The following is a 14381-nucleotide window of genomic DNA, read 5'->3' on the forward strand; positions in this document are numbered from 1 at the left end:
TAACAGATGAACTCATTCTGTTAGATTGTAAGAAACTATTTTCAAGTTATTCTACACTTTTTCCAAATATAATAGTTTATTTATTGAGTTTTATTGGGCTTGTGAAATACGCTATTTATGTTATTTTTGCTGAGTTTGATAAAAGAATCATTTCACGATTATTAGAATATAAAAGAAGGTTGAATTATGTCTATTAAATTTAAATGTTTGTTACTCGTGCTTTTTGCACTCAACTTTTCGTTTTCACAAGATAAAGACGAAGTACTTCTTAAAGTAAGTGAAGAACCAATATTGGCTTCAGAATTTTTAAGAGTTTACAACAAGAACTTAGATTTAGTTAAAGATGAAAGTCAAAAGGACATCGATGGTTATTTAAAACTGTTTACGGAATATCAATTGAAACTCCAAGAAGCAAAACGTTTAAAACTTCATGAAGATGAAAAGTATCTACGTGAGTTTTCTCGTTATCAGAAGCAGCTTATTCAAAATTATATTTCAGAGAATCAGGTAACGGATGCTTTGGTTAAAGAGGCTTATGACAGAAGTAATTTAGACATTAACGCTTCACATATTTTAGTTCGATTAGATGCTACTGAAAAAGACACACTTAGTGCCTATAATAAAGTTTTAGAATTAAGGAATCGTGCTTTAAATGAGGGCTACGAAACCGTGCAAAAAGAAATGCACGACGGTCAAAATATTTTACTTGAAGACTTAGGATATTTTTCGGCATTTAAAATGGTGTATGATTTTGAAACGGAAGCTTACAATACGCCAGTTGGAGAAATATCAATGCCATTTAGAACTCAGTTTGGATATCATGTAGTTTTTGTCAAAGACAAGCGCAAGTCAAAAGGAACGCTTACAGCGGCTCATATAATGGTGAATCTAAATCCAGAAGATTCATTAAGCAATCCAGAAGAACGTATAAAAGATATTTATAAGAAGTTAAACCAAGGCGAAAGCTTTGAATCATTAGCTAAACAATTTTCTGACGATAAAAGTTCTGCAAGAAATGGTGGTAAGCTTATGCCTTTTAAAAGCGGGCAGTTAAGTTCTATAGAATTTGAAGACATTGCTTTTGGATTAAAAAATAATGGTGATGTTAGTGCGCCTTTTAAAACAGCTTTTGGTTGGCATATAGTAAAACGCATAGACCTTAAGCCAGTTGAATCTTTTGAGGATGTAAAGTCGACCATTGAACAACAAGTAAAAAGAGACTCAAGATCTAAACTGATTAATGAGGCCATGGTAAATAAGTTAAAGGAAAAATATACAATCACATATAATACTGAAGCGAAAGCCTATTTTACATCAATTATTAATGAAGGTTTTCATAACCGTTCATGGGTTTTACCTGAAGATTTAAAAAAGGAGCAAAATGTATTCACCATTAATGATAAGTCTGTTACTTATGAAGACTTTGGAATTCATTTAGAAAATGCACAACGTATTTATGCAGGTAGAAAAATGCCTGCTTCAACTATTATAGAACAGGAATTCGAAAAGTTCTTTGAAAAATCTATTTTTCAATATAGAGAAGATAACCTAGAGACAGAAAATTCTGAATACGCTAATATACTTTCGGAATATAGAGATGGACTTTTACTTTTCGACCTTATGGAAAAAGAGGTATGGAATAAAGCTTCAAAAGACACTTTAGGTTTAAAAGACTACTATAATACACATCAATCTAATTACCAATGGGATGATAGAGTAGAAGTATTAATAGCTTCTTTTGCTGATAAAGACAATATGAAGTCCATCCGTAAAATGATGAAGAAAGGTAAGTCTGAAGAAGAAATTAAGAATAAGTTAAATAAAGGTAAAAAGCAGAATGTTATCTTTACAAAAGGAACATTCAATAGTAACAATCCTATTTTACCTGCAGAGTTTCAAGTTAAAAAAGGAGTTTCTGATGTGTATGAACACAACGAGGCCTATCATATTATAGACGTTAAAAAAGTGTTACCAGCAGGTTTGAAGACTTTTGAAGAGGCTAAAGGATCTGTGATTAATGACTACCAAGCTGAATTAGAAACAAATTGGATTAATGATTTATACGAGCGTTTTGAAGTAGAAGTTAATCAAGACGTATTGAATAAAATTAAGTCGAAAATTAATAATTAAAATAATTTTTTTGAAACAAACCTTGTACATATTAATACTAAGTATACTCCTAACAAGTTGTAATTTTTTTAAACAACCAATGGATGAAAATCCTATAGCAAGAGTAAACGAAAGTTATTTATATGAATCTGACATAGAAGGTTTAGTTCCAAAAGGAACTTCTAAAGAAGATAGCATTTTAATGGTCAATGCTTACGTGAATCGTTGGGCTAGACAATTGTTATTAATGGATGGTGCATTGGTTAACCTTCCAGAAAAAAAACAGGATGAATTTGCCAAATTAGTTTCTCAATACAAGAACGATTTATATACTAAAGCTTATTTAGAGGGCTTAGTAAAAAAAAACATAGATACTTTAGTAGAGCAAGAAGAAGCTGAAAAGTTTTATGAAGCCAATAAAGAATCTTTTAAACTTAATGACGATCTAATTCAATTTAGATACATTAGCTTACCATTAAACCCTATTAATTTAGACACTATAACTAAACGGTTCAAACGCTTTGAAGCGAATGATATAGCGTATTTAGATTCAATTTCGGTACAGTTTAAATCCTATTCTTTGAATGATTCACTTTGGATAAAATTGAATCGTGTAGTCGAAAAAATTCCCATCATTACAAACTCAAATAAAGATCAACTGTTAAAAAAAACTAATTTCTTACAACTCAAAGATTCATTAAACCTATATTTGATGCAAGTTAATGACGTACGTCTCCAAAATGACTATGCACCATTGGATTATGTGAGTACGTCGATTAAAAAAATTGTTATAAACAAGAGAAAATTAGAGCTCATCAAGCAACTCGAAAATGATATTACAAAAGATGCCATTAAAAACAATAAATTCCAAACTTATAATTAAAGCAGCCTTAGTGGTATGTTTTCTTTCATTCAACTACAGCAGTGCTCAAGAAATAATTGAAGACGAAAAACCACAAGTTGAAAAAACTAAAGACAGTATAACCAACCAAACGCGTATAAAAGCTGATGGTGTGGCGGCTGTTGTTGGTGACTACATTATTTTAGAATCTGACTTAGATCGTGAAATTGCACAATTAAAAGCACAAGGAGCAAATCTAGAAGGCTATTCAAGATGTGAGCTTTTTGGAAGTTTATTAGAAAGCAAGTTATACGCCCATCAAGCAATCCAGGATAGTATCGTTGTGAATGAATTATATATTCAACAGCGAACTGATCAGCAAATTCAAGGTATTTTGGCTCAAACCAAAGGCGATATGGAGGGCTTATTGAAATTTTACAAGAAAGACTCAGAGCAAGCCTTAAGAGAAGAAATGAACGAGATTAACAGGAACGGTTATCTCGCACAACAAATGCAAGAAAAAGTTACTAAAGACATCGAAGTAACTCCAGAAGAAGTGAGAACATTCTTTAATGATATTCCTAAAGAAGAACGTCCTGTGTTTGGTACAGAATTAAAGTTAGCTCAAATTGTAATTATTCCTGAAGTCACGGAACAAGCTAAGCAAGATGTTATCGATAAACTTAACGAGTTTAAGAGAGATGTTGAAGAAAATGGAGCCAATTTTACAACAAAAGTCTTGTTTTACACAGAAGACTCAGGTTCTAAATCTACAGGTGGGAAATACACACTGAATAGAAAACAGCCAAGAATGGTAAAAGAGTTTAGAGATGTCGCATTCTCAATGCAAGAAGGGGAGATATCTGAACCTTTTGCTACTGAATTCGGTTATCATATTATACTATTAGAAAAAATTAGAGGTCAAGAATATGATGTAAGACATATTTTATTACGTCCTGAATTAACTCAAGAATCTATTCAAAAAGCGAAAGATAAGATTGATGAAGTTAGAGCAAAAATTGTGGATGGTACCTTAACTTTTGCGGAAGCTGCGCGTGAATTCAGTGATGAGGAAGAAACAAAATTTGAAGGTGGACAACTTACCAACCCAATGACTCAAGATTTTAATTTTGAGTTAACTAGAATGGAGCCTGAATTATATGCTCAGATTCAAGATTTAAAAGATGGAGAAATTAGTGAGGTGTTCCAAGATGAAGATAGAGTTAATAGAATTAAATTTAAGATTTTAACCGTTACTGATCGTATCGATGATCACGAAGCAGACTTCGCTAAAGATTATTTAAAAATCAAAAACTTAGCACTACAAGACAAACAAATTAAAGCTGTTGAAAAATGGCAAAAGGAAACCATTGCTGATACTTATATCAAGATTAATGGAGAGTACAGAGATTGTGATTTCAATAGTAACTGGTTAAAAAAGTAATACATTATGTCTGATGTTGCTATCATCGAAAATTTCGTTAAAAAATATGCAGGGCTTAAGCAAGAGGTTGCTAAAGTTATCATTGGCCAAGACGATGTTGTCAATCAAATATTGATTTCTATTTTTTCGGGAGGTCACTCGCTTTTAGTTGGTGTTCCAGGTTTAGCAAAAACTTTAATGGTAAACACGATTGCTCAGGCTTTAGGTTTGGATTTTAAGCGTATTCAGTTTACCCCAGATTTAATGCCTAGTGATATTTTAGGTAGTGAGATATTAGATGAGAATCGTCATTTCAAATTTCTCAAAGGACCTATTTTTGCAAATATCATATTAGCCGACGAAATCAACAGAACACCACCAAAGACACAAGCCGCTCTACTAGAAGCGATGCAGGAGCGTGCTGTAACCGTAGCAGGACATCAGTATAAATTAAGTTTACCATATTTTGTGTTGGCTACTCAAAACCCCATTGAGCAAGAAGGAACTTATCCTTTACCTGAAGCGCAATTAGACCGTTTTATGTTTGCTATTAATTTAGAATATCCTTCGTTTCAAGAAGAAGTAGATGTTGTGAAAGCAACTACTACAGATATCAAAACTACGGTTAATCCCTTATTTACCGCCCAAGAAATTATAGACTTTCAAAATGTAATCCGACGTATTCCAGTAGCAGATAATGTGATTGAATACGCTGTATCCTTAGTTGGTAAAACAAGACCAAAAGAGGAAACAGCTGCAGATATTGTTAGAGAATTTGTAGATTGGGGAGCAGGACCAAGAGCCTCTCAAAATTTAATTTTAGCTGCAAAAACTCATGCGGCGACAAAGGGTAAGTTTTCTCCAGACATAGAAGATGTTCAAGCAGTAGCTACAGGAATCTTAAGACATAGAATTATCAAAAACTACAAAGCAGAAGCAGAAGGGATCACCGACGAGAAGATTATTGAGAGTTTATTTTAATTAGTGTTTACAATGACACAAAATAATTTTAAATCTTCACCTGTGTTTTGTGTGATATTCTAAGTGTTACTCAATATAAATCTAACTTGTGGTTATTGCTATAAGTAACAGAATAAGAACTTTTTATATGTATATCGTAGCTTTGTAGAGGCAAACAAGGTTGAATTTTACCATCTTCAAAGGTTTAAACTCGTGTCATACTACTTGTCTGATTCCAAATTCATATTTATTCTAAATAAGTTATTTTATTAAATTAATATTTAACTGCAGGGTTTATTGTTAATAAACTAAATTATCACAATGATTTCTATGAAATTGCAACTTATTTTCAGTAAAAACCCAATTTCGTTACATATTTTTAAAAACCCTTTAAAATTCGTAAATTTGTGGAACGAAATAAATAATTAACAACCTTAAATATTCTATATGGCTTTCGACATTGATATGATTAAAAAGGTTTACGCTAACATGGCTGAGCGCGTTGATGCTGCTCGTGAAATTGTTGGTAAACCATTGACACTTTCTGAAAAAATATTATACTCTCATTTATGGGATGGAACAGCGACCAAGGCGTTCATTAGAGGCAAGGATTATGTAGAGTTCGCTCCAGACCGTGTGGCTTGTCAAGATGCCACCGCTCAGATGGCCTTATTACAATTTATGCAAGCAGGGAAACCTAAAGTAGCAGTGCCTACAACTGTACATTGTGATCACTTAATTCAAGCTAAAGAAGGTGCTGCAGAGGATTTGAGAATTGCGAACAACGCAAGTAGTGAAGTTTTTAATTTCTTAGAATCTGTTTCTAATAAATATGGTATCGGATTTTGGAAGCCAGGAGCAGGTATTATCCACCAAGTAGTATTAGAAAATTATGCCTTTCCAGGTGGAATGATGATTGGTACGGATTCACATACTGTAAATGCAGGTGGATTAGGAATGGTTGCTATTGGTGTTGGTGGTGCTGATGCTGTAGATGTTATGGCAGGTATGGCTTGGGAACTTAAATTTCCAAAGCTTATTGGAGTTAAATTAACTGGAAAACTTTCAGGTTGGACAGCGCCAAAAGATGTTATTTTAAAGGTTGCTGAAATTCTAACTGTAAAAGGTGGAACAGGTGCTATCGTAGAGTACTTTGGTCCTGGCGCAACAGCAATGTCTTGTACTGGAAAAGGAACTATCTGTAACATGGGAGCTGAAATTGGTGCAACAACATCTACTTTCGGTTATGATGATTCTATGGAGCGTTACTTACGTGCAACAGATAGAACGGTTGTTGCTGATGAAGCAAATAAAATTAGAGAATACTTAACTGCAGATGCTGAAGTTTATGCAAATCCAGAACAGTATTTCGATCAAGTTATTGAAATTAATCTTTCAGAATTAGGACCTTTATTAAATGGTCCATTCACTCCAGATTTATCTACAGAAGTAGGTCGCGATATGACTGAAAAAGCAAAAGCTAACGATTGGCCAATGCAAGTAGAGTGGGGATTAATAGGGTCTTGTACCAACTCTTCTTATGAGGATTTATCTAGAGCATCATCTATTGCGCAACAAGCATTAGATAAAGGTCTTAAAATGAAATCTGAACTTGGAATTAACCCAGGTTCTGAGCAAGTAAGATATACTGCCGAGCGTGATGGTATTATCGATATTTTCGAAAAACTAGACGCTAAAATATTCACTAACGCTTGTGGACCATGTATCGGTCAATGGGCGAGATATAGTGATCCTAAAAATGCACCAAAGAACAGTATCGTTCATTCATTTAACAGAAACTTTGCTAAACGTGCAGATGGTAACCCAAATACACACGCTTTCGTAGCTTCTCCAGAATTAACAGCAGCTATTGCCATTTCAGGTCGTTTGGATTTTAATCCTATGACCGATAAGTTAATCAATGAGAATGGTGAAGAAGTGATGTTTGATGAGCCGACTGGATGGGAATTACCTCCAAAAGGTTTTGAAGTTAAAGACAATGGTTACTTAGAGCCAGTTGAAGATGGTAGTAGTGTTGAAATTAAAGTGAATGAAGACTCAGAACGTTTACAGTTACTTGAACCTTTTACACCATTAGGAAATTCAATTACTGGAGCTAAATTATTAATTAAAGCTTTTGGTAAGTGTACCACCGATCACATTTCTATGGCAGGTCCATGGTTACGTTTTAGAGGACACTTAGATAATATTGCAAACAATACTCTAATTGGTGCTGTTAACGCATTTGGTAAGAAAACGAATTTCGTTAAAAACCAATTAACTGGTGAATATGGTGGTGTTCCTGATACGGCAAGAGCTTATAAAGCGGCAGGTGTAAAGTCTATAGTTGTAGGAGACCATAACTATGGAGAAGGTTCATCAAGAGAGCATGCAGCAATGCAACCTAGACATTTAGGTGTAGCCGCAGTTATTGTTAAATCATTCGCTCGTATACACGAAACAAACCTTAAAAAGCAAGGTATGTTAGGTTTAACTTTTGCTAATGAAGCAGATTACGATTTAATTCAAGAAGATGATACTTTCAACTTCTTAGACTTAAATGAATTTGCACCTGATAAGCAATTACATGTTGAAGTTGTACATGCAGATGGTAGCAAAGATGTTATTGCATTAGACCATACGTATAACCAAGCTCAAATTGAGTGGTATAACGAAGGTTCTGCCTTAAATTTAATCAAGAAAGAAAACGCTAAATAAAAGCGAATTCCAAATTATATAAACTCCTAGTTATTTTAGCTAGGAGTTTTTTTATGTTTTGATGAAAGCAAATTAGAATCTAACCACTATTACGAAAACCATTACCAACAACATGAAGTCACAAAAAAAAAGTAATTTTAATATGGCGAATATAATTTTTGTAGTACTTATTATTTTACTGCTTATACCTCAAACTAGAATTACACTTCAGATTTGGATGCATAAGGGTTTAAGTCTAATTAATCAATCGTCATTAATCGATGAAAAAGATCGAGAAATAATTAGCTACACAAATTGGCAATTAAGAGGAGATGCGAACACATCCATAAAATTTGAAGAGACGAAAGGCCAAGTTGTATTTATAAACTTTTGGGCGACCTGGTGTCCGCCTTGTATAGCAGAAATGGCAGGCATACAGGAATTATATGATGATTATAATGAGAAGGTGGTGTTTTTACTTATAACGAATGATTCTTTTGATACGGTTGAAAAATTTAAACAAAAAAGAGGATTTGATTTTGAAGTATTCAACCCTTTAAATCAAGCACCCGAAGAATTATCAGTGCGTACTATTCCAAGAACCTTCATAATTAATAAGAAAAGAGAAATTGTTGTTGATGAGTCTGCTGCTTTAGATTGGAATAACAATAAAGTAAGAGCCCAATTAAATGATTTGCTTCTAGAATAATTACTTAAAATACTTGAAAGGGACAATGAGCATCCCAAAGTTTTCACCTTTTTCTTTTCCTAAGTGTTTATGGTGAATTTTATGTGCACGTCTCAAGCCTCGTGCATATTTATTATCAATATTTCTAAGCCATTTAAAACGTTGATGTATAAAAATATCATGTACAATAAAGTAGGCAGCACCATAAGCCATAATCCCTAACCCAATAGGGAGAGTGTACCAAATACCTTCATAGTTCCAGAGATAAAAACAAGTCATACTTATTATAGCATAAAAGATAAAGAAGGCATCATTACGCTCAAACCAGCTATCATGATCTTTATGATGGTGATCTTTATGTAAGCTCCATAAGAAACCATGCATAATGTACTTATGAGTAAACCACGCGTTAAACTCCATGATAAAAAATGTGGCTAAAAAAATAAGTATCCAAAAAACGATCTGCATAATAGGTCTATTAAATGTTTAAAGTAAATTTAAGTGGTACTTTACATAGCTGCGTGTCAGTAACTCCAGTTTTCTATGGTTAGGTACTCGGATTCTGGTCGATTTAATCTGTAAGGCTGGCGTCTTTTTTAATTTGTCTAATAATTTACTATAGTAACGATAAGCCATAAATACGCCAAACTTAGCTTCAATAGGTAATTTTTTTATGCCTTGTAGTCCATTTGAAAAATCCTCTTCAATCTCAGCGATTATTAACTTTTTTGATTCTTCATCTAGTCTATTCAAATCAGTATTCGGAAAATAAGTTCTACTTAGATTTTCAAAATCCTCTTTTAAATCCCTTAAGAAATTAACTTTTTGAAAGGCAGAGCCCAAGCTCATGGCAGAATCTTTCAATTCTTCAAATTTATTCTGATCGCCTTTTACGAAAACTTTTAAACACATAAGCCCTACCACATCGGCAGAACCATAGATATAAGCTTTGTATTCCTCCTTGGTTAAATAGTCTTTTTTATGAAGATCTAATCGCATACTTGCCATAAACGATTCTACCATATGTTTATCTATACCGTAGTTATGGTAGGTCTCTTGAAACGAATTCAAAATAGGGTTTAGGCTTATTCTATCTTCTAAAGCGGCCTCGAGGTCTCTTTCAAAATTATTAAATAACTTCTCTTTATTATATTCGTGGAAGGTGTCTACAATCTCATCAGCAAACCGAACAAATCCATAAATGTTATAAATATCCTGTCTTATGCTAATTGATAACATTTTAGTCGCCATTGAGAATGAAGTGCTATAGGCTTTTGTAACAGCCCTACTACATTCTTTAGAAACATTGTCAAATATTAATTTCATAGTATTAAAGTGATACGTTCATAATTAGCTTTCATTCTTTTGAATTAATTCAGCCACTAGCTTTCCTGATATTAAAGAAGGAGGCACGCCTGGTCCTGGCACTGTTAATTGTCCTGTAAAATACAGTCCACCTACTTTCTTGCTCTTTAATTTAGGTCTTAAAAATGCGGTTTGCAACAGGGTATTTGCCATTCCATAAGCATTTCCTTTGTATGAATTATAATCTTTAATAAAGTCGTTCACGCAATAGGAGTCTTTAAATATAATATGTTCTCGTATTTTTTGTTGCGTTTTATCTTCGAATCTGTTCATAATAACATCAAAATAATGTTGACGCAATTCAGGTGTATCCTCAATTCCAGGAGCAATAGGTATTAAGAAAAAACCGGTTTCAAAGCCTTCAGGTGCCATACTACTATCAGTTACAGAAGGAAAGTTAACATAAAATAATGGATCTTTTGGCCATTTAGGCTCATCGTAAATCTCTTCAGCATGTTTTTCAAAATCAGTGTCAAAGAATAAATTGTGATGTTCAACATTTTTCAACTTCTTATTAAATCCAACATAGAAAAGGAGGGAAGAGGGAGCGAATGTTCGGCTTTCCCAATAAGTTTCACTGTATTGTCTGTGCTTTTTATCTAAAAGAGTTTCCGAGTGATGATAGTCGGCGCCACTTAAAACGACGTCAGATTCAATCGTTTTTCCATTAACCATGATGCTTATAGCTCTACCATTTTCAACATTTATTTTTTCAACATTGCAATTGTTATGAATAGAAACTCCTAAACTTTCAGCTAAACTTTTCATAGCTTTGATAATTTCGTACATCCCGCCTTTTGGATGCCATGTGCCTAAACCAAAATCGGCAAAATTCATAAAACTATAAAATGAGGGGGTTTGATTCGGTTTAGCTCCTAAGAATAAAACGGGAAACTCTAAGGTTGAAATAAGCTTAGGGTTTTTAAAATTTTTACGGACCTCAGAACTTATCGTTTTAAAAAATTGATCCAAACGAGTGACGGTTTCTTTAGTCACCAATTCAAAAGGTGAAATTCCAGGTTTCAAAACCACCTTATTCATTGCAATATCGTAGTGTTCTTGAGCTCGAGCTATAAACTTTCGAAGTGGTTTAGCACTGCCTTTCTCAATACGTTCAAACTCTTCACAAATTTGATCCATATGGTCTCCGATTGTGATAACATCATCCGAAAAGAAAATTTTATAAGCAGGACTTAGCTTATCGAGCTGATAATAATCGCTTACCTGCTTTCCGAAGTCGTTAAAGAACTTTTCAAAAACATCGGGCATCCAATACCAACTTGGACCAATATCAAACTTAAAGCCCTCCTTTTGGAGTTGTCTTGCTCTTCCTCCAACCGTATCATTTTTTTCGAAAATTGTAACCTTATAACCTCCTTGAGCTAAATAGCAAGCGGCCGATAGTGCTGAAAAACCCGAGCCTATTATAGAAATACGTTTACTCATTACAATGCGTTGGTTAAGTCTTTAATTGATTTAAAAGTTTTAATCTTCTTAGGTATTTTGTCGGAATCAATAGCATTAATCATTTGACCGAGTACCCAAAAATTGGTGTTCGGAGTTTTCATAATAATGTCATCGCATTCGTTTAGATAGCTGATTACATTTTCTACATCAGGTTTTATCGTGAAATAAGAAATATAGGTGATGTTATCGTAATAATGTTGAAGGTCTGATAAACTATCTAATGGGATACTTTGACCCAGTAATATAGAATGATGGCCTTTGCTAATTAATTTATAATTTAAGAACATTAATCCTAATTCGTGCATTTCATTATCAGGTAAATAGAGTACGAAAGTTTTATTGGAAGAGGGATTTTGTTTCGATTGAACGATTCCAGTATGCATTATAATTTTCTGTCGAATGAGCCCACTAATGAAATGTTCATGTGCCGGAGTAATAGTGTTGGTTTGCCATAAAACGCCTATTTGCGACAATAGCGGAATAAAAATATCGTAGAAGATGTCTTCGAACGATTTATCTGAATAGAGAGTATCATAGGTCTTATAAAATAATTGCGGATCAAAATTAAGCATGGCTAATTTAAAATCATTGATGATATGGCTTTCTTGATTATTCTCTATTGCGATTTCTTTTACTAATCGCGGAATGTCATTATCTGCTATTGTAGCAATTTTGGAGATTTTATAACCATTATTGTTAAGGTAACTGACGTTTAGAAGTTTTTGGAAACTGGCTAAATCATAAAATCTAATATTGGTCTCAGTACGATTGGGCGTGAGCAGGTTATAACGTTTTTCCCATATCCTTATGGTATGCGCTTTAATCCCTGTAAGATTTTCAAGGTCTTTAATACTGAACCTATTTTTGATATTGTTCATTTTTTATTAAAAATGTTTAAACAAAAATAAGTCTTTAAGTCATACGAAGTATAGAATTAACATTAATTAAGTAAAAATGGCGCTTTGTATTTGAAGGTAAATGGAGGGAAAGTTCAAAAAGTGGCGTATAGTATATCGCGGTAGATATAACTTTTAATGAGGCTTAACTAAATAGCAATTAAAAAATAGGCAAAAAAAAAGTTAAGCATATTGCTTAACTTTTCTTAGTGACCAGTCTGGGGCTCGAACCCAGGACCCTCTCCTTAAAAGGGAGATGCTCTACCAACTGAGCTAACTAGTCAAATTGTTTTCTCTAAACGAGGGTGCAAATATAAAAGGTTTAATTAATAAAACAATATTTATATAAAATAAGTGAAAAGAAATTTAAGACCATAGTGTAATTCCTATACTTATTCAAATAAAGTGGATCCAAAAATTTTGTGCGCACGAGAAGACTCGAACTTCCACGGACTAATGTCCACCAACCCCTCAAGCTGGCGCGTCTACCAATTCCGCCACGTGCGCAAATTATAAATCATTTAAATTTAAAAAAGAATGATTCAAGCAAAATAATCTTTATTCTTACTTCATTATAAAAATGAATCCTTCTGCAAAAGATAGGATTTATTTTTTCTTCAGAACAAAGAAATCTAACTCATTTTATACACCATAATTTCAAATAACAACTCACATAAAGGTAAAAAAAAAGTTAAGCTTATTGCTTAACTTTTAGTGACCAGTCTGGGGCTCGAACCCAGGACCCTCTCCTTAAAAGGGAGATGCTCTACCAACTGAGCTAACTAGTCAAATTGTTTTCTCTTTAACGAGGGTGCAAATATATAAGGTTTAATTAATAAAACAATACTTTTTTATATTTATTTTCGTTTTTTTGTGTCGTAATTATCTATTCGATTAATAATCAATTTATAAGCATTATGAAAATAATTTTACTGGGATATATGGGGTCAGGCAAAACGACTTTGGGTAAGGAATTAGCTACAAGTCTAAACTACAACTTTTTAGATTTAGATGATTATATTTCTGACAAAGAACATTCCTCAATTTCACATTTATTTCAATCGAAGGGAGAAATATATTTTAGAAGGAAAGAAACACAGTACTTGAATGAAATTATAAACTCAACTGAAGATGTGGTAATCGCATTGGGAGGTGGTACACCATGTTATGCAAATAATATGGAATCTATAATTTCTAACCCAGAAATTAAATCATTCTATTTAAAACTATCTATTCCGATCTTGGCAAAACGTTTGTTTAATGAACGCGCCAATAGACCTTTAATCAGTCATTTAAATTCTGAAGAAGAGCTTATGGAATACATTGGCAAACACCTATTTGAACGCAGTCCGTACTATAGTCAAGCCCATCATATTATCAATGCAAATGATAAAGAGCAACAAGCTATCTTAGAAGAACTATTAACGCATTTAATCTAAATAAGCGTCGTAAGGCTGTTTAGATAAATTGACATGCACATGTTCAAACAAAGAGGTTGATAAAGATATTCCTTTAAAGTCAGCCTTAACAGGATATTTTTTGTGATTTCTATTTACTAATACTGCAGTTTTAAATTGTTTTAATGGAACATCTAGAAAATGTCTAATTCCATAAATCAATGTACTACCAGAGTTTAAAACATCATCTACCAAAACTAAAGATTTATTAGCATAATCTTCTTTAGGTATAGAAGTGGCAATTGGTTGAGTAGGTTCAGTTTTATTTATAGTTACTTTACAAAGCGTGGATTCAATATTAGATATTTGATCTAAATTCGCTTTAATTTTTTTGGCGAGTAAATAACCGTTGTTAGCAATACCAGCTATAATAATTTCGGTTTCATTGACATTAGATTCATAAATCTGATAAGCAATACGTTTAATTTTATGCTCGATTTCTTTATGACTTAAAATAGTATTTTTTGTAAGTGCCATT

At 33.1% G+C, this 14381-nt stretch carries 12 protein-coding genes and 3 tRNA genes; 7 read left to right on the plus strand and 8 right to left on the minus strand.

Annotated features, from left to right (window positions below):
• Nucleotides 1–186 precede the first annotated feature (186 nt).
• From DFQ11_RS12360 to DFQ11_RS12385, 6 genes are all read left to right on the plus strand, one after another.
• Entirely contained in the window at nucleotides 187–2130 is a 1944-nt protein-coding gene (locus DFQ11_RS12360) for a peptidylprolyl isomerase (protein WP_110476192.1), read from the plus strand.
• Between the two features lie 79 nt (nucleotides 2131–2209).
• The gene (locus DFQ11_RS12365; RefSeq protein WP_229791294.1) at nucleotides 2210–2992 is read left to right on the plus strand and encodes a peptidyl-prolyl cis-trans isomerase; all 783 of its coding nucleotides are present in this window, start codon (nucleotides 2210–2212) and stop codon (nucleotides 2990–2992) included.
• Nucleotides 2940–4394, plus strand: a complete 1455-nt coding sequence (locus DFQ11_RS12370; protein ID WP_110476193.1) for a peptidylprolyl isomerase — start codon at nucleotides 2940–2942, stop codon at nucleotides 4392–4394. Before DFQ11_RS12365 ends, DFQ11_RS12370 begins: the two co-directional genes overlap by 53 nt.
• A gap of 6 nt (nucleotides 4395–4400) precedes the next feature.
• Nucleotides 4401–5354 carry an AAA family ATPase gene (locus tag DFQ11_RS12375; RefSeq protein ID WP_110476194.1) on the plus strand — a complete coding sequence of 318 codons (954 nt, stop codon included), beginning with the start codon at nucleotides 4401–4403 and terminating at the stop codon, nucleotides 5352–5354.
• 426 nt (nucleotides 5355–5780) lie between these two features.
• Nucleotides 5781–8051, plus strand: a complete 2271-nt coding sequence (locus tag DFQ11_RS12380) for an aconitate hydratase (RefSeq protein WP_110476195.1) — start codon at nucleotides 5781–5783, stop codon at nucleotides 8049–8051.
• Between the two features lie 112 nt (nucleotides 8052–8163).
• The gene (locus DFQ11_RS12385; protein WP_233487600.1) at nucleotides 8164–8739 is read left to right on the plus strand and encodes a TlpA family protein disulfide reductase; all 576 of its coding nucleotides are present in this window, start codon (nucleotides 8164–8166) and stop codon (nucleotides 8737–8739) included.
• Here the strand turns inward: DFQ11_RS12385 and DFQ11_RS12390 are convergent, their stop codons facing one another.
• The 7 genes from DFQ11_RS12390 to DFQ11_RS12420 form a co-directional block, all read right to left on the minus strand.
• Nucleotides 8740–9186, minus strand: coding sequence for a sterol desaturase family protein (locus DFQ11_RS12390; protein WP_110476196.1), 447 nt, complete (start codon nucleotides 9184–9186; stop codon nucleotides 8740–8742). It abuts the gene before it with no gap.
• Nucleotides 9187–9204: 18 nt separating this feature from the next.
• On the minus strand, nucleotides 9205–10044 hold the full coding sequence (locus DFQ11_RS12395) for a phytoene/squalene synthase family protein (RefSeq protein WP_110476197.1): 840 nt from the start codon (nucleotides 10042–10044) through the stop codon (nucleotides 9205–9207).
• Nucleotides 10045–10068: 24 nt separating this feature from the next.
• Nucleotides 10069–11529 (minus strand): phytoene desaturase family protein, encoded by a 1461-nt coding sequence (locus DFQ11_RS12400; RefSeq protein WP_110476198.1) that lies wholly within the window; start codon nucleotides 11527–11529, stop codon nucleotides 10069–10071.
• On the minus strand, nucleotides 11529–12428 hold the full coding sequence (locus tag DFQ11_RS12405) for a MerR family transcriptional regulator (protein ID WP_110476199.1): 900 nt from the start codon (nucleotides 12426–12428) through the stop codon (nucleotides 11529–11531). Before DFQ11_RS12405 ends, DFQ11_RS12400 begins: the two co-directional genes overlap by 1 nt.
• 228 nt (nucleotides 12429–12656) lie before the next feature.
• Nucleotides 12657–12729, minus strand: a tRNA-Lys gene (locus DFQ11_RS12410).
• Between the two features lie 140 nt (nucleotides 12730–12869).
• Nucleotides 12870–12953 (minus strand) — tRNA-Leu (locus tag DFQ11_RS12415).
• A 208-nt stretch (nucleotides 12954–13161) separates the two neighbouring features.
• Nucleotides 13162–13234: transfer RNA gene (locus tag DFQ11_RS12420), tRNA-Lys, on the minus strand.
• A 129-nt stretch (nucleotides 13235–13363) separates the two neighbouring features.
• Between DFQ11_RS12420 and DFQ11_RS12425 the strand changes: the two genes are divergently transcribed.
• Nucleotides 13364–13885 (plus strand): shikimate kinase, encoded by a 522-nt coding sequence (locus tag DFQ11_RS12425; RefSeq protein ID WP_110476200.1) that lies wholly within the window; start codon nucleotides 13364–13366, stop codon nucleotides 13883–13885.
• Here DFQ11_RS12425 and DFQ11_RS12430 read toward each other — a convergent pair.
• A complete protein-coding gene (locus DFQ11_RS12430) occupies nucleotides 13877–14380 on the minus strand; it encodes a phosphoribosyltransferase family protein (protein ID WP_110476201.1) in 504 nt (167 codons plus the stop codon). The two genes, DFQ11_RS12425 and DFQ11_RS12430, sit on opposite strands and share 9 nt — an antisense overlap.
• Nucleotide 14381 lies beyond the last annotated feature (1 nt).

Source organism: Winogradskyella epiphytica, assembly GCF_003217215.1.
In the GTDB taxonomy this organism is placed as follows: Bacteria; Bacteroidota; Bacteroidia; order Flavobacteriales; family Flavobacteriaceae; genus Winogradskyella; species Winogradskyella epiphytica.